The sequence below is a fragment of the Geothrix edaphica genome, assembly GCF_030268045.1.
Classification (GTDB): domain Bacteria; phylum Acidobacteriota; class Holophagae; order Holophagales; family Holophagaceae; genus Geothrix; species Geothrix edaphica.
Window position 1 is genome coordinate 156,244 of sequence record NZ_BSDC01000003.1, and the last position, 14,291, is coordinate 170,534.

20 protein-coding genes are annotated in these 14,291 nt (G+C 66.5%); 9 read left to right on the top strand and 11 right to left on the bottom strand.

The features are described 5' to 3' along the window. Positions 1–75 precede the first annotated feature (75 nt). Positions 76–1,305: a hypothetical protein gene (locus tag QSJ30_RS11465; RefSeq protein WP_285609355.1), complete on the top strand. Its 1,230-nt coding sequence runs from the start codon at positions 76–78 to the stop codon at positions 1,303–1,305. Here the strand turns inward: QSJ30_RS11465 and QSJ30_RS11470 are convergent. Continuing rightward, positions 1,292–1,807 carry a hypothetical protein gene (locus QSJ30_RS11470; RefSeq protein WP_285609356.1) on the bottom strand — a complete coding sequence of 172 codons (516 nt, stop codon included), beginning with the start codon at positions 1,805–1,807 and terminating at the stop codon, positions 1,292–1,294. The two genes, QSJ30_RS11465 and QSJ30_RS11470, sit on opposite strands and share 14 nt — an antisense overlap. Before the next feature lie 162 nt (positions 1,808–1,969). Here QSJ30_RS11470 and QSJ30_RS11475 point away from each other — a divergent pair, with 162 nt between their 5' ends. After that, positions 1,970–2,413 carry a DUF4437 domain-containing protein gene (locus tag QSJ30_RS11475; protein WP_285609357.1) on the top strand — a complete coding sequence of 148 codons (444 nt, stop codon included), beginning with the start codon at positions 1,970–1,972 and terminating at the stop codon, positions 2,411–2,413. Between the two features lie 24 nt (positions 2,414–2,437). On the opposite strand, the gene QSJ30_RS11480 is transcribed toward QSJ30_RS11475, so the two are convergent. The 6 genes from QSJ30_RS11480 to QSJ30_RS11505 all read right to left on the bottom strand — a co-directional run bounded on the left by QSJ30_RS11480 (position 2,438) and on the right by QSJ30_RS11505 (position 7,515). After that, positions 2,438–2,962 carry a dihydrofolate reductase family protein gene (locus tag QSJ30_RS11480; RefSeq protein ID WP_285609358.1) on the bottom strand — a complete coding sequence of 175 codons (525 nt, stop codon included), beginning with the start codon at positions 2,960–2,962 and terminating at the stop codon, positions 2,438–2,440. Positions 2,963–3,125: 163 nt separating this feature from the next. Beyond that, on the bottom strand, positions 3,126–3,770 hold the full coding sequence (locus tag QSJ30_RS11485) for a hypothetical protein (RefSeq protein ID WP_285609359.1): 645 nt from the start codon (positions 3,768–3,770) through the stop codon (positions 3,126–3,128). A 407-nt stretch (positions 3,771–4,177) separates the two neighbouring features. Further along, positions 4,178–4,666 carry a hypothetical protein gene (locus tag QSJ30_RS11490; RefSeq protein WP_285609360.1) on the bottom strand — a complete coding sequence of 163 codons (489 nt, stop codon included), beginning with the start codon at positions 4,664–4,666 and terminating at the stop codon, positions 4,178–4,180. A gap of 155 nt (positions 4,667–4,821) precedes the next feature. Continuing rightward, on the bottom strand, positions 4,822–5,532 hold the full coding sequence (locus QSJ30_RS11495) for a hypothetical protein (protein ID WP_285609361.1): 711 nt from the start codon (positions 5,530–5,532) through the stop codon (positions 4,822–4,824). 229 nt (positions 5,533–5,761) lie between these two features. Then, positions 5,762–6,895, bottom strand: a complete 1,134-nt coding sequence (lpxB, locus tag QSJ30_RS11500) for a lipid-A-disaccharide synthase (protein ID WP_285609362.1) — start codon at positions 6,893–6,895, stop codon at positions 5,762–5,764. Beyond that, positions 6,892–7,515 (bottom strand): hypothetical protein, encoded by a 624-nt coding sequence (locus QSJ30_RS11505; RefSeq protein WP_285609363.1) that lies wholly within the window; start codon positions 7,513–7,515, stop codon positions 6,892–6,894. Before QSJ30_RS11505 ends, lpxB begins: the two co-directional genes overlap by 4 nt. 91 nt (positions 7,516–7,606) lie before the next feature. On the opposite strand from QSJ30_RS11505, the gene QSJ30_RS11510 reads away from it, so the two are divergent. The 5 genes from QSJ30_RS11510 to QSJ30_RS11530 all read left to right on the top strand — a co-directional run bounded on the left by QSJ30_RS11510 (position 7,607) and on the right by QSJ30_RS11530 (position 10,375). After that, on the top strand, positions 7,607–7,969 hold the full coding sequence (locus QSJ30_RS11510) for a DUF2203 domain-containing protein (RefSeq protein WP_285609364.1): 363 nt from the start codon (positions 7,607–7,609) through the stop codon (positions 7,967–7,969). Between the two features lie 3 nt (positions 7,970–7,972). Beyond that, positions 7,973–8,380: an MGMT family protein gene (locus QSJ30_RS11515; RefSeq protein WP_285609365.1), complete on the top strand. Its 408-nt coding sequence runs from the start codon at positions 7,973–7,975 to the stop codon at positions 8,378–8,380. Between the two features lie 76 nt (positions 8,381–8,456). Continuing rightward, positions 8,457–8,693 carry a phosphoribosylformylglycinamidine synthase subunit PurS gene (gene purS / locus QSJ30_RS11520; protein ID WP_285609366.1) on the top strand — a complete coding sequence of 79 codons (237 nt, stop codon included), beginning with the start codon at positions 8,457–8,459 and terminating at the stop codon, positions 8,691–8,693. Then, positions 8,693–9,391, top strand: coding sequence for a phosphoribosylformylglycinamidine synthase subunit PurQ (purQ, locus tag QSJ30_RS11525; protein WP_285609367.1), 699 nt, complete (start codon positions 8,693–8,695; stop codon positions 9,389–9,391). The genes purS and purQ overlap by 1 nt, the downstream gene beginning before the upstream one ends. 126 nt (positions 9,392–9,517) lie before the next feature. Further along, positions 9,518–10,375, top strand: a complete 858-nt coding sequence (locus tag QSJ30_RS11530) for an AraC family transcriptional regulator (protein ID WP_285609368.1) — start codon at positions 9,518–9,520, stop codon at positions 10,373–10,375. 64 nt (positions 10,376–10,439) lie between these two features. Here QSJ30_RS11530 and QSJ30_RS11535 read toward each other — a convergent pair whose 3' ends face one another. Genes QSJ30_RS11535 through QSJ30_RS11545 form a run of 3 tightly spaced genes read right to left on the bottom strand, consistent with a single transcriptional unit; the run spans position 10,440 to position 13,122 of the window. After that, the gene (locus QSJ30_RS11535; protein WP_285609370.1) at positions 10,440–10,796 is read right to left on the bottom strand and encodes a hypothetical protein; all 357 of its coding nucleotides are present in this window, start codon (positions 10,794–10,796) and stop codon (positions 10,440–10,442) included. A 39-nt stretch (positions 10,797–10,835) separates the two neighbouring features. Further along, positions 10,836–11,462: an Ada metal-binding domain-containing protein gene (locus QSJ30_RS11540; RefSeq protein WP_285609372.1), complete on the bottom strand. Its 627-nt coding sequence runs from the start codon at positions 11,460–11,462 to the stop codon at positions 10,836–10,838. 49 nt (positions 11,463–11,511) lie between these two features. After that, entirely contained in the window at positions 11,512–13,122 is a 1,611-nt protein-coding gene (locus tag QSJ30_RS11545; RefSeq protein WP_285609374.1) for an amidase, read from the bottom strand. Between the two features lie 127 nt (positions 13,123–13,249). On the opposite strand from QSJ30_RS11545, the gene QSJ30_RS11550 reads away from it, so the two are divergent. Both QSJ30_RS11550 and QSJ30_RS11555 read left to right on the top strand, forming a co-directional pair. Beyond that, positions 13,250–13,450: a hypothetical protein gene (locus tag QSJ30_RS11550; RefSeq protein ID WP_285609376.1), complete on the top strand. Its 201-nt coding sequence runs from the start codon at positions 13,250–13,252 to the stop codon at positions 13,448–13,450. A 72-nt stretch (positions 13,451–13,522) separates the two neighbouring features. Then, positions 13,523–13,711 (top strand): P-loop NTPase family protein, encoded by a 189-nt coding sequence (locus QSJ30_RS11555; protein WP_285609378.1) that lies wholly within the window; start codon positions 13,523–13,525, stop codon positions 13,709–13,711. Positions 13,712–13,726: 15 nt separating this feature from the next. Here the strand turns inward: QSJ30_RS11555 and QSJ30_RS11560 are convergent, their stop codons facing one another. After that, on the bottom strand, positions 13,727–14,275 hold the full coding sequence (locus QSJ30_RS11560) for a hypothetical protein (protein ID WP_285609380.1): 549 nt from the start codon (positions 14,273–14,275) through the stop codon (positions 13,727–13,729). Positions 14,276–14,291: the final 16 nt, after the last annotated feature.

A 14,291-nucleotide genomic window follows, 5' to 3' on the forward strand; every position in this document is an offset into this window, starting at 1 on the left:
CTGTCCACCACCTCTGATTTCAACCGATCTCCGACCCGGCCCCTTCACCGGCCCGTCCGGCGGTACACTCCCGTCATGCTTCCGCTTCTGCCCCTGGTGGCCCTCTACGCCCAGGCTCCGGCCTCCCCCGCCCTCGCGACCGTGACCGCCGAGCCCAGGGAGGTGCGCCCCGGCGAGTCGGTGCTGCTGACCTGGGCCTGCCCCAGGTCCACCCAGGTGCGGCTGGAACCCGGCGGCATGATCCTGCCGGGCCGCTCCCAGGTGACGCTGCGGCCCGCCTACACCACGACCTACCGCCTCTTCGACGCCAGCCCCGGGGCGGAATCTGGCGGCGCGGAGCTGGGCCACGCGGAGGTGCGCGTCACCCCCGGCCTGCCCCTGGGCGAGGCCGCCCGCATCTGCGCCTTCGACGCCAGCGCCAAGGCCGTGCTGCCCGGCGATCCCGTGGTGCTGAAGTGGGAATGCGCGGGCAGCGCCAAGGTGCGCCTGGAGCCCGGCGGCCTCGAGCTCGACGGCAAGAGCGAAGTCACCGTCACACCCCTGGAGAGCACCCGCTACACCATCACCGCCAACAACGCCGCTGGCGGCCAGAGCCGCACGCTGGAGGTGTCCGTGCTGGGCCACCAGGCCCTGGCCCTCGCCAAGGCCGCCCGGACCCCCACGGCCAGCGTCTGCAGCTTCGAGGCCAGCCGCACGGTGGTGAAGCCCGGCGAGCAGGTGGACCTGAAGTGGGTGTGCCAGGGCGACGCCAAGGTGCGCCTGGAGCCCGGCGGCCTGGAGCTGGACGGCCAGTCCAGCATCGCCGTGGTCCCGGACAGGACCACGGTCTACACGCTGAGCGTCAGCAACCTCATGGGCGGCTCCTCGCGCAGCGTCGAGGTGCAGGTGGAGGCCCCGCGCCGGGTGCTCACCGAAAAGGATCTGGCTGATCCGGAAGAGGCCGTGAAGCCCCTGGAGCACATGGACCTCCAGGAGGCCCTGCACCGGGGCGCCGCCCTGCGGGCCGCCGCGCCGGAAGGCGCCTGGACGCTCCGGCTGGTGGTCTCCGGCCGCGCCGACGGCCTCAAGCAGGTGGCCCGGGCTGCCGGCCCCAAGGCCCCGGGCGTGCTGGTGCTGCCCTACGTGCGCCCCGACGGCTTCCGCTGGTGGCAGGCCTGCTACGGCGCCTACCCCACCCGCGCCGCCGCCCTGAAGGCCTGGCGCAGCGCGCCGGAGGCCCTGAAGAAGGCCTTCCACGACGCCCTGCCCCTCCGCCTCCAGAGGCTGCCGGGCGATCCGCCGAAGGTCGAGCCTAGCCGCGGATGACGTCGATGGTGTAGGGCTCGCCGATCATGTTGGCGTCCTGCGTGTCCACGATGAAGTAGATGGTGCGCGTCGCCTTCGTGGGGTTCTCGTAGGTGGCCTGGGGTTCGCCGGTGGGGATGCGGTTCTGGAGCAGGCCGGGCTCATCCTGGCCCCAGGCGTTCACCGCCAGCACCCGGAACCAGGCCTTGCGGCCCTCCACCACCTGCACCTTCACCTTGCCGCCCGCGGGCACCTCGATGGCATAGGCCCGCCGGCCGCTCATGTCGGGGATCTTGTCCGTCACCCGGACGCTGCCCGCCGGCAGCTGCAGGGCCGGAATGGAGGGCCCCTTGCGGGCCCCCTGCCGGGTCTCGCCCAGGATGCCGGCCTCCGCCCCCGGATCCGGGCGGTGGGGCACCATGGGCCCCCGCGGAGCCTTGGGCAGGTCCTTGGCGTCCACCACCGGCAGGGGCGCCGGGGCCTGGAGGACCATCATGGGAAGCAGCAACAGACTGGGCAGCATGGGCACCTCCGCGCACATCCACTCCTAGGATGCTCCCAAACCGGAATGGGTTTACCCCGGGAAGGAAGGTCGGGCCATGCCTCGGATTACTACCTGTTGAAACAGGCATGGCGAATGACTATCTTCAGACAGCCCAATGCGGGCTTTATCCAAGGAGGACACATGAAGATCAATCCCTTCCGGTCGGTTGCGCTTCCCGTGGCCCTGGCGGCCTGCGCGCTCGCCCCTGCCCACGCCGGCGAAACGCCCGGCAAGGCCGTGGCCTTGGCCGCCGACCAGCTTTCCTGGGAGGACCTGGCGGCCAAGGGGGCCGGCGTCATGATCTCCGACGTCGAGGGCCACCACGCCAAGGGGGCCTGGCACGGCTTCGTCAAGTTCCCCGTGGCCAGCAAGAGCGGCGTCCACGCCCACTCCAGCGCCCTGAGGCTCGTGGTGGTGTCGGGCACCTTCCGCTACGGAAGCGACCCCGACCACGAGCAGCCCTATGGGCCCGGCTCGTACGTCTTCATCCCGGCGAACCACCCCCACTCCAACAGCCAGCCGGACGGGGCCGTGGTCTACGTCGAGCAGTCGGGCAAGTACGACAACAAGCCGGCGGGGCACTAGTTCAGATGGGACGGAGCCACCCGGTCAGTGGAGCACCTCGTACTCGCTCTGGACCAGTCCGCTCGGGAAGGACCGGGTGGCGACGTGATGCAGGCGCACATCGTGAGGCAGGGTGCTGAAGAGCGGGATGCCCTCGCCGATCAGCACGGGGACCCGGGTGATGATGAGGCGGTCCACCAGCCCCGCCCGCAGGAACCGCTGGATGGTGATGCCGCCGTCCACGTAGAGCCTCGTGGCCCCGCGCTCCGCCAGCCGGGCCACGATCTCCGCCGGCGAGCCGGCCATCTGCTCGACAGTGCTGCCGATGGCGCTCGGCAGCTGGAGCGGGCGGCCGCTCAGCACCACCACCCGCTTGGCGCCGTAGGGCCAGGGATCGAAGGTCAGCACCTTCTTGAAGGTCTTGCGACCAATGACCAGGGCATCGATGCCCGCCAGAAATTCCTCGAAACCGTGGGGCTCCCCACCCTCCTCCGGCAGCCAATCCAGGTCATGGTTCGGGCGCGCCATGAACCCGTCCACGCTCACACCCACAAAGACGGACACCGTCATCCGGCCCTCCCCACCTTTGGGTGGCGTGGGGAGGGTGAAAGTGACCGAAACTGCCTACCCCGAGGCGCTAAAACGAACCTTGGAAGCAAGGGCTATCGGGGGTGGAAGGCAATGAAGGCCGGGTCCGAGTTGAGCAGGAGGTTAGGCATGGAGGGAAACGCGCTTACATTGATCCCCGAGAATCGAAGACGAACACCTCACCGGGAACCAGGTTGAAGTTGCAGTCTTCTGCAGGAAGTCCTCGACTCTTCAGTGTATTGATGACTTTCCCCTTTTCGATTAGGTCCATGAGCATCCTGTGTTCAAGGTTTTCTACATGCGACAGCATGTGCACAAAACCATTGAGCACTTCTTGACTGTCTTGCATGAGTTGTAACTTGGACTCCGCAATAGACCTGATGTTAAGTTTCTGGACTCCCGCGTGTGCGGCTTCTGAATTCCGAAGTCGGTTCACTAGGTCCATGTGGTCCATAGCGCAATGCTCAAACTCCATGCATAAATGGAACGGGTGTGCCAGCGTGCCGACCAAAGAGACCAGATGAGGCTCTTTGCCACTTTGCCGTTTGCAATCTGGACACGGAGACTCTAGCAGCGCGCCTAAAGCCATGCGCCTGTAACGAGACTCTGGAATCTGGGTGCAGTATATGAGTTGCTTGATCGCAACCTCGCAGAATCGCGCCGAATACATGAGCACTTCGTTGTATAGACGGATGCGTTCCACCTCTGCGTCAACCTCGTTGTGATCCGGTGTGTCGGTGGTCGCGTACTCGTGAAAGGCATTGATGATCCTGCCCATGAGGAGTTGCATTGTGACGCCGCTTGCCGTGTAGGGGTTCGTGAACCCACCGTTTGTAGGGGGTTCTGATGCCGGCATGAGAGACAGTCGACCACATTGCAGCATCCACGCCCGCATTTCACCTGCTAGCGGCAGGAGATTCACCCCTGCAATTCGCTCTCCTGCCCAGCGGAATGCGTGCGGACGGTAGCTCCACGAGTGATGGGTGCCGTGCCACTCACGTTTTGATGGGCGCATAGTCGTGTTGGTCATCGTTGAAGTGTTGGGGTGGTTTACTTTGAAGCCTAATGAATGAAGCTAACCGGCCCCGCCTGTACCGAGGCGATGAGCGGAGCCGAGGAAGCGAGTAACTGAGAGAGAACGAAGGGCAATGCAGGCGGAGCCCGAGTTGAGCGGAGGGTTAGGTGCTGTATCTGTAGCTAAACTAGGCGAATGGTATCGAAGTGAAGCTTGGCCCAGGTGATGAGCTTGAGTGCCATTTCTGACATGGCTTCAGGAGGGAAATGTTTCAACTTGTTGCCATATCGAATTCGGTTTGGATACTTGGAGGCCCCGTATTTTTCGCCCTCAATCAAGGTTCCAATCGTTCCATTCCCAAAAGCTGGATCTACGGTTACACCGCGTACCTCGGATGCAGAAATCCAATGTGGAACTCCTGGAGCAATCTCTTTGTATATTTCACACGCGGATAGATCCATTAGCAACTGTGATAAATTGTGGGATCTTGCTCGAATCTGCCCGATGGGCTTTCCTGCTTTTTCGAGCAGGGCCTTAAGAGATATCTCGGCTGATAAGAGGCTTAGATAGAGTACGGTTTGTCTCGTAGCAAAATTCTTGAGTCCGCTTGTTACGAGGGACTGCGCTGTTTCAGCAAGTTTTTCACTAAACTCAAGGCTGTATTCGGTCATTTGGGACCTCGTGCATCTAACGATGAAGCTAACCGGCCCCGCCTGCACCGAGGCGCCGAGCGGAGCCGAGGAAGCGGGACGAAGAGAAAGAGCGGAAGGCAATGCAGGCGGGGTCCGAGTTGAGCGGAGGGTTAGGCCTTGAAGAGACCTAGAAGTTACTGATGAGAATTGGACCATATGATTGGACATTGCCAGGTAAACATAAAGGGAGGGCGGTATGTTTGCCAGTCGAACCTTGATTTGTTATCTGGTACATTGTTTTGATGAAATTCGGATTTAAGCCAGAGATTGTATTCGAACTCAGCTAGTGAAATGAATTTTAAACAAATATCAATGAAATAATCCAAATCTTCTTTTTTATTACTCCAGGTTGTATCGCCGAATTGATAACTGCTATCAGAAATACCAACAGAAAAGGAATCACCAGCCTTTTCCATACCTGGCAATCTCTCTGCAAAATGCGCAAATGTATAGCGTGCATTTTCTAATTTTCCAAAATAATCGATATTGTTTTTGTATAAATTGGCCGCATTACTACACTGAGGGAATCCGGAAATAAAATTTATTAAATATACAGATTTGTATATGGTCTCCCAGTATACTTCCCACTCCATCAATGGAGCCTGCATTCGTAAAATCGATTCTTCCGGGCTTATCGAAGTAATTCGCCCAATACGCAATTGGCCAAGTTGCTTAAAATCAGGTTCTTTTGTTAGATCTAAATCATTTTTGGATTGAGATTCCAATGCTCGGGTGTGTTGAGTGGGCAAAAAGCGAAGGTATAGCTTTAAGCGATCCATGGCTAAGCCAATAGTTCCCCAATCTTTTTTGTGAAGTGTTTTTGGCTTAATTTTGATTTTTCCCAAGGTGATTTCCTAAAAAATGTGGCCTAACTTTGAATTAGACGACCAAACCCACCCTGAGCCCGCCGTCTAATGTGGATGAAAACGATACCGGCATTGTAGATCACTGGGTCCCTTCCCCGCCGAACGGGGCAAACCAAGGGGCGAACGGTAAGGCCCCTCCCCCCCTGGGTGGGAGAAGCAGGGATCGGCCGAGCGCTACCGCCTCCTTAGGCTCACCTGGCCACGCCCCTCAGGCCTGGAGCTTCCCCAGCAGATCCTCGGCCACGCGCCCCGCGGCTCCCGGCTCCCCCAGGTGCCCGCGCACTTCACTCAGCTCGGCGCGCACGCGCCGAGCGACCTCGGAGTCCAGCAGGTGCGTCAGCTCCAGGCCCAGCCGCTCGGGGTTCACCTCACCCTGGAGCAGCTCGGGGGCCACTTCGCGGCGGGCGACGACGTTGGCGAGGCCGAAGTGGGGGACCTTCACGATGCGGCGGGCCATCTGATAGGTGAGGGCGTTCAGCTTGTAGACGATGGCGAAGGGGGTGCCCAGCAGGGCGGTCTCCAGGGTGGCGGTGCCGGAGGCCACCAGGGCCGCGTCCGCGTAGGCCCGGGCCGCGTAGGGGTGGTCGCGCACCAGGGTCACGGGGGCGTCCCCCAGGTGGGCGCGCACGAAGGCCGAGTCCAGCGTGGGTGCCACGGGCAGCACCCACTGCACCTCGGGCCGGGCCGTGCGCCAGCGCCGGGCCAGCTCGGCCATGGGCGGCAGCAGCCGCTCGATCTCGCCCCTGCGGCTGCCCGGCAGCAGGGCCACCAGGGGCCGCGCGGGATCGAGGCCCGTCTCCGTGAAGAAGGCGGCGCGGTCGCACTCGGCCTTCACCACCTCCACCAGGGGATGGCCCACGAAGCGGGCATCCACGGGGTAGCCGCGGAACAGCTCCGGCTCGAAATCGAAGAGGCAGTAGAGGGTATCCAGCACCGTGCCCAGCTCGGGAATGCGGCCCTTCTTCCAGGCCCACACCTGGGGGCACACGTACTGGTGCAGCGTCACGGCGGGCAACTGCTTCCGCAGGGCCTTGGCCATGCGCAGGTTGAAGCCCGGGTAGTCGATGAGCAAGGCGCCCGTGATCTTCTCCTCCGCCGCCGCGGCCAGGATCTGCTTGAAGAGGCGGTTGAGGCGCGGCAGGTGCTTGATGACCTCCACGAAGCCCACCACCGCCAGGTCCTTCACGTCCGCCAGCTTGCGGTCCAGGAAGGGCGTCATGCGCGGGCCGCCCACGCCGATGATGCGCAGCTCGGGACGCCGGGCCTTCAGCTCGCGCAGCAGCTCCGCGCCGTGCAGGTCGCCGGAGTCCTCGCCCGCGAGGACGAGCAGGGTCTGGGTCACGCGTGGCCCCCCTCGCGCTCCAGGTGCCGGCCGAACACCACGCTGTCATCGGGCACCACCGGGCGGCCCAGGGCCGTGGCGGGCATCTCCGCGGGGAAGAGCACGGCCGGATGGGCGGCTTCCAGCGCCGCGGCCTGGGCGCGGAAGAGGTCGGGCTCCGTGGCGGGCAGGGCCATGTCCCAGCGGTAGCCGAGCTTCTGGAGGGCCTGCAGATCGGAGCCGGGTTCGCAGACGCCGCACCAGAGGCGGTCCGCCAGCGCTTCGGCATCGGCGGTGCCCGGGTGCCAGCAGTAGCCCACGGCCTCGGCCCGGGCCTGCCGGAGCAGCTCCACCACCTCGGCCTCGGCCCCGCCCTCGATCCGCAGGGCCAGCTTCACGCCCCGGCCGCTGGTGGCCTCCAGCAGGGTCTCCAGCTGGCCCAGCAGGCGGAAGCCCCCTTCCCGGTTCTGGGGGCGGGCCGCGGGCAGGATGAGGAAGTCCGGGGCCAGGGCCGCGTGGAGGGCCGCCAGGGCCTCTTCCACCGGGGCCTCGCCCGGCAGGTCGATGGCGTGGACCGCCAGCCCGCGGCGGACGGCGGCCGGCCACTCCGGATGCAGCCGGCCCTCCCACCGCAGGGTCACGGGGGCGAAGGGGAACCAGGACCCGGGAGCAAAACTGGATGGAATCTGGGGCACGAACCGCATCGGCTTATCATGGAGCAATGGAGGCGCCATGGGCCGCATTTTCACCCTCGACGAAGCCCGGGCCCTGATGCCCCAGGTGAAGGCGGTGACGGAACCTGTCTACACACTGGCCGCGAGCCTCGCCGAGGAACTCACCCACGCCGAGGAGGCGCAGGACGAGCGCCGGGCCGAGGAGCTCCGCGACCGCCTGCAGACCCTGGTCAAGTCCTGGCAGCAGAGCATGCAGGACCTGGAGGCCGACGTGAAGGGCCTGTGGCTCGTGGATTTCGATTCCGGCGACGGCTACTGGTGCTGGGCCTATCCCGAGGAGGCCCTCGACCACTGGCACAGCTACGAAGGCGGCTTCCGCTCCCGCGTGCCCGCGGATCAGCGGCCGGGCGTGCAGGCCTAGGGGATGCCGAAGCCCCTGCCTGCGAAGCGCATCGAGCCCACGGCCCCGCCCGGCGATTTCCGCGTGGCGGTGCTGGCGGTGGTGGCGCAGATCCCGGAGGGGTGTCTGGCTTCGTACGGCCAGGTGGCCCTGCTCGCGGGTTTCCCCCAGCGCCCGCGCCAGGTGGGCATGGTGCTGTCGGGCCTGCCGGAAGGCACCGACCTGCCCTGGCATCGCGTGGTGAACACGCGGGGCTACGTGCCCAGCCGGGGCCGCTGGTGGGGCGCCTTCGAGCAGATCGGCCGCCTGCGCGACGAGGGCATCGAGGTGGACGACCAGGGCAACCTGGACCTGGAGGCCCATCGGTGGGACGGGGTGGAGCGCAAGCCGAAGGTCGCCGCCAAACGCCCCGGTGCCCGGAAAAAAGCCTGATTCCGGCGCCCCCCGGGCCGCCCTTCCCGCGCCAGGCCCGGGCCCGCTCAGGTACACTGGGGGGGCGGAGGGCTCCATGAAGGTGCGTGTGTCGGTGCAGTTGAAGCCGGGGATCCTGGATCCCCAGGGCAAAGCGGTGGAGCAGGGCCTGCACGGTTTCGGCTTCGAGGTGGAGCATGTCCGCATCGGCCGGCTCATCGAGCTGGACGTCCCGGGGACCGACGTCGCCGAGGTGAAGGCCAAGGCCCAGGCCATGTGCGACAAGCTGCTGGTCAATCCCGTGATGGAGAAGGCCTCCATCGAGGTGTTGTGATGCGCGTGGCCGTCCCGGTCTTCCCGGGCTCCAACTGCGACCACGACGCCCTCCACGCCTGCGGCACGGTGATGGGCTGGGAGACGATCCCCGTCTGGCACCAGGAAACGCGGCTGCCCGAGCACACCGACCTGGTCTTCGTGCCCGGCGGCTTCAGCTACGGCGACTACCTGCGCTGCGGCGCCATCGCGGCCCTGGCCCCCATCATGGCGGATGTGAAGCGCCACGCGGACAACGGCGGCCTGGTGCTGGGGGTGTGCAACGGCTTCCAGATCCTCTGCGAGGCCCAGCTGCTGCCCGGCGCCCTGCTGCGGAACGAGTCCCTGCGCTTCATCCACGCGGACGTCCACCTGCGCGTGGAGCGGACGGACCTGCCCTTCACCCGCGCCATGAAGGCCGGCGAGGTGTTCCGGGTGCCCATCGCCCACGCCGAGGGCAACTTCACGCTGGACCCCGCAGACCTGACGGACCTGGAGGCCCGGGGCGGCGTGGCCCTGCGGTACTGCTCGGCCCAGGGCGAGATCGGCGCGGACCACGTGCCCAACGGCGCCATGAACGGCATCGCCGGCATCGTGAACGTCCGGGGTAACGTGCTGGGCATGATGCCGCACCCCGAGCGGGCCGTGGACCCCAAGCTGGGCCCCACGGGCGGCCTGGGCATGTTCCGGAGCCTGGAGGCGGCCTTCAGCAGGGCCTGAGCCGGGGCCTTGCGGGTGCCATGGAAAAAAATCAGCCTTGGCTTGTGAAAATTTCATGCCTTGGAAAAAGTTTTCCTGTCATCCTTCCGGATAGCCCCGATGGGCATGCCTGTTTATTCCTGAGCCATGAGCGAATCAGAAGCCAAGAACCTCCAGACCTACACCAGCGGGCCCCTCCGCCTGGCCGTCCTCAAGCGGGATCCCGTGCCCGCCAAGCTCCTGCCCGCGCGGGATGCGTGGACGCTGCTCCAGCCCACGCATGCGGTGCGCGTCTGCACCAGCGAGGACCGTGAGGAGGGCGTCATCCGCTCCGGCGACCTGGCCCTGCTGCTGCCGGGCTTCGGCCACACCCTGAAGCGCCACCACGCGAACGCGCCCTTCGGCTTCACGGCGCTGTTCATGGAAGGCCCCTTCCCCGAGCCGCTGCTGTCCTCCCTCCAGAACCCGCCACGGAAGTGGCAGGAATCCAGCTTCGCCGTGCTGCGCAGCCTCAGCCTCAAGCAGCTGTTCAGCATCTTCTCCCAGGAGCTGGCGAATCCCGATGGCGTGCAGCTCATGACCCGGGAGCTCTTCCTCATCCTGCTGGGCGCGGAGCTCTCCCGCCTGACGGAGAAGGAGGACCGGGGCCGCTTCCCCTACCGCCTGAACCGCTCAACCCTCCAGCTGGTGCTGGACCACATGGAAGTCCACATCGGCTCCAAGAACAGCGTGCCCGAGCTGGCCACCATGGCCCGCTGCACGCCGGACCACTTCATCCGCCTCTTCCGCGAGGCCACCAGCACCACCCCCCACCAGTACCTCATCGAGCGCCGCCTCCAGCGGGCCGTGACGCTGCTGGCCAACGGCGAGCGCCCCAGCGACGTGGCGAAGATCCTGGGCTTCTACGACGCCAGCGCCTTCACCCGCGCCTTCAAGCGCCGCTTCGGCGTCCCCCCCAGCGAGTACGCGCAGGAAGCCTACGACCGGCAGTTCCCCAAGAAGTAGGGCGAAGCCCCTGCTGAGAAAAAGGGCGCCGGATGGCGCCCTTTTTCTCAGCTAGGACAAAAGCCTACTTGGCGACCTTTTCCGTCACGGTCTTGGCCTTCTGGGCGCCCTTGGTGGTGCCCTTCTTAGACTTGGCCTTGGCCTTGTCGGCGCCGGTCTTGGCGGCGCCCTCGCCCTTGGCGGTGGCGGCCTTCACGTGTTCGCCGGCCACGGGCACCGCCCCGGCCTTGGCATCCGCCTTGGCCTTGGCGTCCGCAGCCTTCTTGTCGGCCTTGGCCTTGGCCTCGTCAGCCTTGGTGTCCACCTTGGCCTGGCCCTTGTCCACCGCGGCATTCGCGGCGCCCTTCAGATCGTCCTTGCCGGGAACCTGCGCCACGAGCGCCAGCGAAGCACCCAGCATCAATGACAGAACCACTCTCATAGAAACCTCCACTGAGGACTTAGGACCGAGGACTGCCCCCTAGGGCTTGCACACTTTGCAGGCCTTGTAGCCGGCCTTGTCGGCTTCCGCCGCGGAGGCGAAGGAGGTCTTGTTCGCTTCCTTCATCTTCGAGGCGAGCTTGCAGTCGGCGCGGTGGTAGATCTTGGAATCCTTGTTGGCGATGATGGCAGTGGAGGTCGCCGCGGCCTTGGGGGTGGCGGCCTTCGCAGCGGCGGCCGCAGCGGGGGCGGCCATGGGAGCGGGCTTCGCGGCGGCGGGGGTCGGCGCGGGAGCGGGAGCCGGCTTCGCGGCAGGCGCAGGGGCGGGCTTGGCCGCAGGCGTGGGAGCGGGCTTGGCGGCCGCAGCCTTGGCCTCGGCAGCCTTCTTCTCGGCTTCCGCCTTCTTGGCTTCCTTCTCGGCCTTCTTCTCCGCCTTCTTCTCGGCCTTCAGCTCGGCAGCGGTCTTGGCGGCGGCGGGCTTCGCAGCGGCGGCGGCCTTGGTATCCGCGGCCTTCTTCTCGGCTTCCGCCTTCTTGGCCTTCTTCTCGGCCTTCTTCTCCGCCTTCAGTTCGGCGGCGGTCTTGGGTTCGGCGGGCTTGGCCTTGGGCTCCTGGGCCACGGCCACCATGGAGGCAGCCAGCAGGAGGGCGAGCAGGGCGCGGTTCATGAGTTCTCCTTGAAAGGGTGCCCAAGCGTGCGCTTCGGGTCTTTGGCTGTCAACGAGATGCCAGGCAGGACGGCGCGAAGCGGGGCGGACGGCGGGCCTTGGAGGCCTGCTCGAAGGCATAGGCCAGCTTCAGCAGCGTGCCCTCCTGCCAGGGCGCGCTCACGAAGGACAGGCCCACGGGCAGGCCCGAGGCGAACCCCGCCGGCACGGTGATGTGCGGGCAGCCCGCCACGGCGGCGGGGCTGGAGAAGCTGAGGCTGGAGCTGTCGCCGTTGAGGTGGTCGATGAGCCAGGCGGGCCCGCCCGTGGGCGCCACGATGGCCTGGGCCGCATGCTTCTCCAGCAGGCCCAGGATGTCCTTCCGGGCCTGGGCGCAGGTCTCGAGGGCCTTCCGGTAGGCGGGATCCGTGAGGGGTCCCTTGGCCTGGGCCTGGACGAGGATCTCCTGGCCGAAGAAGGGCATCTCCCGCGCCTTCTCGCGCTCGTCGAAGGCCATCAGCGTGGCCAGATCCCTCACCGCCCCGCCCCGGCCGCCCAGGTAGGCGCTGAGACCCGCCTTGAACTCGTAGAGCAGCACCTCGAACTCGGCGTCATCGTAGGCGGCGGACTTCAGCTCCACCTCCACGAGCACGGCCCCGCGGGCCTTCAGCAGGCCGAGGGCGGGCTGGAGGACGGCATCCACGTGGGCATGGACGCCCAGGAGGTTCTTTGCCACCAGCAGGCGCGCCCCCTTCAACCCCTCATCGGCGAGGAACTGGGTGTAGTCCTTCTCCCGGCGGGCGCCGGGATCCCCGGTGGCCGCGTCCTTCGGATCGGCGCCGACCAGCGCGTTCAGCAGGAGGGCCGCGTCGCGCACGGTCCGCGCCATGGGCCCGGCCGTATCCTGCGTGGCGGAGATGGGGATGATGCCGCTGCGGCTCACCAGGCCCACGGTGGGCTTCAGGCCCACGAGGCCGTTGGCATTGCTGGGGCTCACGATGGAGCCATCGGTCTCGGTGCCCACGGCCACGGCACAGAGGCTGGCCGCCGCCGCCGCGCCCGAACCCGAGCTGGAGCCGCTGGGGCTGCGGTCCAGGGCGTAGGGGTTCCGCGTCTGCCCGCCCCGCCCACTCCAGCCGCTGCTGCTGCGGGTGGAGCGGAAGTTCGCCCACTCGCTGAGGTTCGTCTTGCCCAGGATCACGGCTCCGGCCTCGCGCAGCCGCTTGACCACGAAGGCGTCCTCCTTCGGCGGAGGTGCGTCCGCCAGGGCCAGCGAGCCGGCCGTGGTCTTCATGCGGTCCGCGGTGTCGAGGTTGTCCTTGATCAGCACGGGAATACCGTGGAGCGGCCCGCGCACGTTCCCCGCCTTCCGCTCCGCATCCAGCGCCTTGGCGATGGCCAGGGCGTCGGGGTTCAGCTCGATCACGGCGTTCAGCTTCGGCCCGGTCTTGTCCAGGGCCCGGATGCGCGCCTGGTACCGCTTCACCAGCTCCACGGCCGTCCAGCGGCCCGCCGCCATGCCGGCCTGGAGGCCATCCACCGTGGCCTCCTCCAGCACCAGGCCCTTCTGGGTGGAAGCCGCCTTCAGGTCGCCCCCCACCAGCGCCGCCGCGCCCGCAGCCAGCCCCGCGCCCAGGAAGGCACGGCGGTCGAAGGTCATGGAATCGTCTCGATGCGGCATGGGTCATTCCCCGGAGGTATGTGGAGGATCTTAACCCCGGTCGGCCGCCGGTCCCCGCGGCGCGTTCGCCGATCCGCGTCCGCGCCGGGGATCAGGCCGGCCGATCCTGGGATTGTCGGAGGCTTCCATGACCGCGTTCCTGCTCTGGCTCATCCTGCTGGTGGTCTGCTGGCCGCTGGCGCTCCTGGCGCTGGTCCTCTACCCGCTGATCTGGCTGCTGCTCCTGCCCTTCCGGCTCCTGGGCTTCGCCGTGGAGGGGGCCTTCGGGCTGGTGAAGGGGCTGTTCCTGCTGCCGGCCCGGCTCCTGGGTGGCAACAGGCTGGCGTAAGGGCCGACGGGAGCGGATATTGGGCTACGAACGCGGCCCACCGGGGCGCGGCCACGCGAACGGGAGGGACCCATGGAACTCTACCTGGACCCCAAGGAAACCGAACTCCTCATACGGCTCCTGGATCGCAGCCTCGAAGAGATCCAGCGGGAGATCAACCACACCGACCACGCCGCCTTCAAGGCCGGCCTGAAGGTGGACCAGACTCTGATGCACGGCATCCTGGCCAAGCTGAAGGCCCCGGCAGCCATGGGGATCTGAGTCTTCGGACGAGCGTTACTTGGGTACGTTTTCAGGCTCTGGTTTCGGGGCCGGTTCGGGCTTGGGGACAGGCTCGGCCTTGGCTTTCGGTGCCGGTTCGACCTTGGCTTTGGGTGTCGGCTCGGCCTTCGGGGCGGGTTCAGTCTTGGCTGCGGGTGCGGCTTCGGGCTTGGTGGCGGGCTTGGCCGGCTTCGCCTTGGCCCCCTTGAGGCTGGCCACCCGCTGCTGGGCCTCCCGGGCCTTCACGCGGGCCTCGGAGGCCTTTTCGGCGGCCGCCTTCGCTTCGGCCTCTGCGGCCTTGGCCCGGGCCTCCGAAGCCCGGATCTGAAGGTCCGCCGCGCGGGTCTCCGCCTCCTTGGCCTTGGCCGCAGCCGCCTTGGACTGCGCTTCCGCCTTGGCAGCGCCGCTCTTCAGGCGCTCTGCCGAAGCCTTGGCGCGCTTGGCTTCCGCCTCCAGACGGGCGGCCTCGGCCCCCGCGGCCGAGGGCCGTGCCTTCACGGCTTTCGGCGGCACGCCGGTGGCGATGAGCGATGAGGCCAGGAGCAGCAGGATGGGCAGGCGCATGGAACCCTCGGGGGAA

What these genes read in the sequence shown, in the direction of transcription:
- QSJ30_RS11465 (WP_285609355.1), top strand. Translation starts at nt 76, where the DNA reads ATGCTTCCGCTTCTGCCCCTGGTGGCCCTCTACGCCCAGGCTCCGGCC.
- QSJ30_RS11470 (WP_285609356.1), bottom strand. Translation starts at nt 1,807, where the DNA reads ATGCTGCCCAGTCTGTTGCTGCTTCCCATGATGGTCCTCCAGGCCCCG.
- QSJ30_RS11475 (WP_285609357.1), top strand. Translation starts at nt 1,970, where the DNA reads ATGAAGATCAATCCCTTCCGGTCGGTTGCGCTTCCCGTGGCCCTGGCG.
- QSJ30_RS11480 (WP_285609358.1), bottom strand. Translation starts at nt 2,962, where the DNA reads ATGACGGTGTCCGTCTTTGTGGGTGTGAGCGTGGACGGGTTCATGGCG.
- QSJ30_RS11485 (WP_285609359.1), bottom strand. Translation starts at nt 3,770, where the DNA reads ATGCAACTCCTCATGGGCAGGATCATCAATGCCTTTCACGAGTACGCG.
- QSJ30_RS11490 (WP_285609360.1), bottom strand. Translation starts at nt 4,666, where the DNA reads ATGACCGAATACAGCCTTGAGTTTAGTGAAAAACTTGCTGAAACAGCG.
- QSJ30_RS11510 (WP_285609364.1), top strand. Translation starts at nt 7,607, where the DNA reads ATGGGCCGCATTTTCACCCTCGACGAAGCCCGGGCCCTGATGCCCCAG.
- QSJ30_RS11515 (WP_285609365.1), top strand. Translation starts at nt 7,973, where the DNA reads ATGCCGAAGCCCCTGCCTGCGAAGCGCATCGAGCCCACGGCCCCGCCC.
- purS (WP_285609366.1), top strand. Translation starts at nt 8,457, where the DNA reads ATGAAGGTGCGTGTGTCGGTGCAGTTGAAGCCGGGGATCCTGGATCCC.
- purQ (WP_285609367.1), top strand. Translation starts at nt 8,693, where the DNA reads ATGCGCGTGGCCGTCCCGGTCTTCCCGGGCTCCAACTGCGACCACGAC.
- QSJ30_RS11530 (WP_285609368.1), top strand. Translation starts at nt 9,518, where the DNA reads ATGAGCGAATCAGAAGCCAAGAACCTCCAGACCTACACCAGCGGGCCC.
- QSJ30_RS11535 (WP_285609370.1), bottom strand. Translation starts at nt 10,796, where the DNA reads ATGAGAGTGGTTCTGTCATTGATGCTGGGTGCTTCGCTGGCGCTCGTG.
- QSJ30_RS11540 (WP_285609372.1), bottom strand. Translation starts at nt 11,462, where the DNA reads ATGAACCGCGCCCTGCTCGCCCTCCTGCTGGCTGCCTCCATGGTGGCC.
- QSJ30_RS11545 (WP_285609374.1), bottom strand. Translation starts at nt 13,122, where the DNA reads ATGCCGCATCGAGACGATTCCATGACCTTCGACCGCCGTGCCTTCCTG.
- QSJ30_RS11550 (WP_285609376.1), top strand. Translation starts at nt 13,250, where the DNA reads ATGACCGCGTTCCTGCTCTGGCTCATCCTGCTGGTGGTCTGCTGGCCG.
- QSJ30_RS11555 (WP_285609378.1), top strand. Translation starts at nt 13,523, where the DNA reads ATGGAACTCTACCTGGACCCCAAGGAAACCGAACTCCTCATACGGCTC.
- QSJ30_RS11560 (WP_285609380.1), bottom strand. Translation starts at nt 14,275, where the DNA reads ATGCGCCTGCCCATCCTGCTGCTCCTGGCCTCATCGCTCATCGCCACC.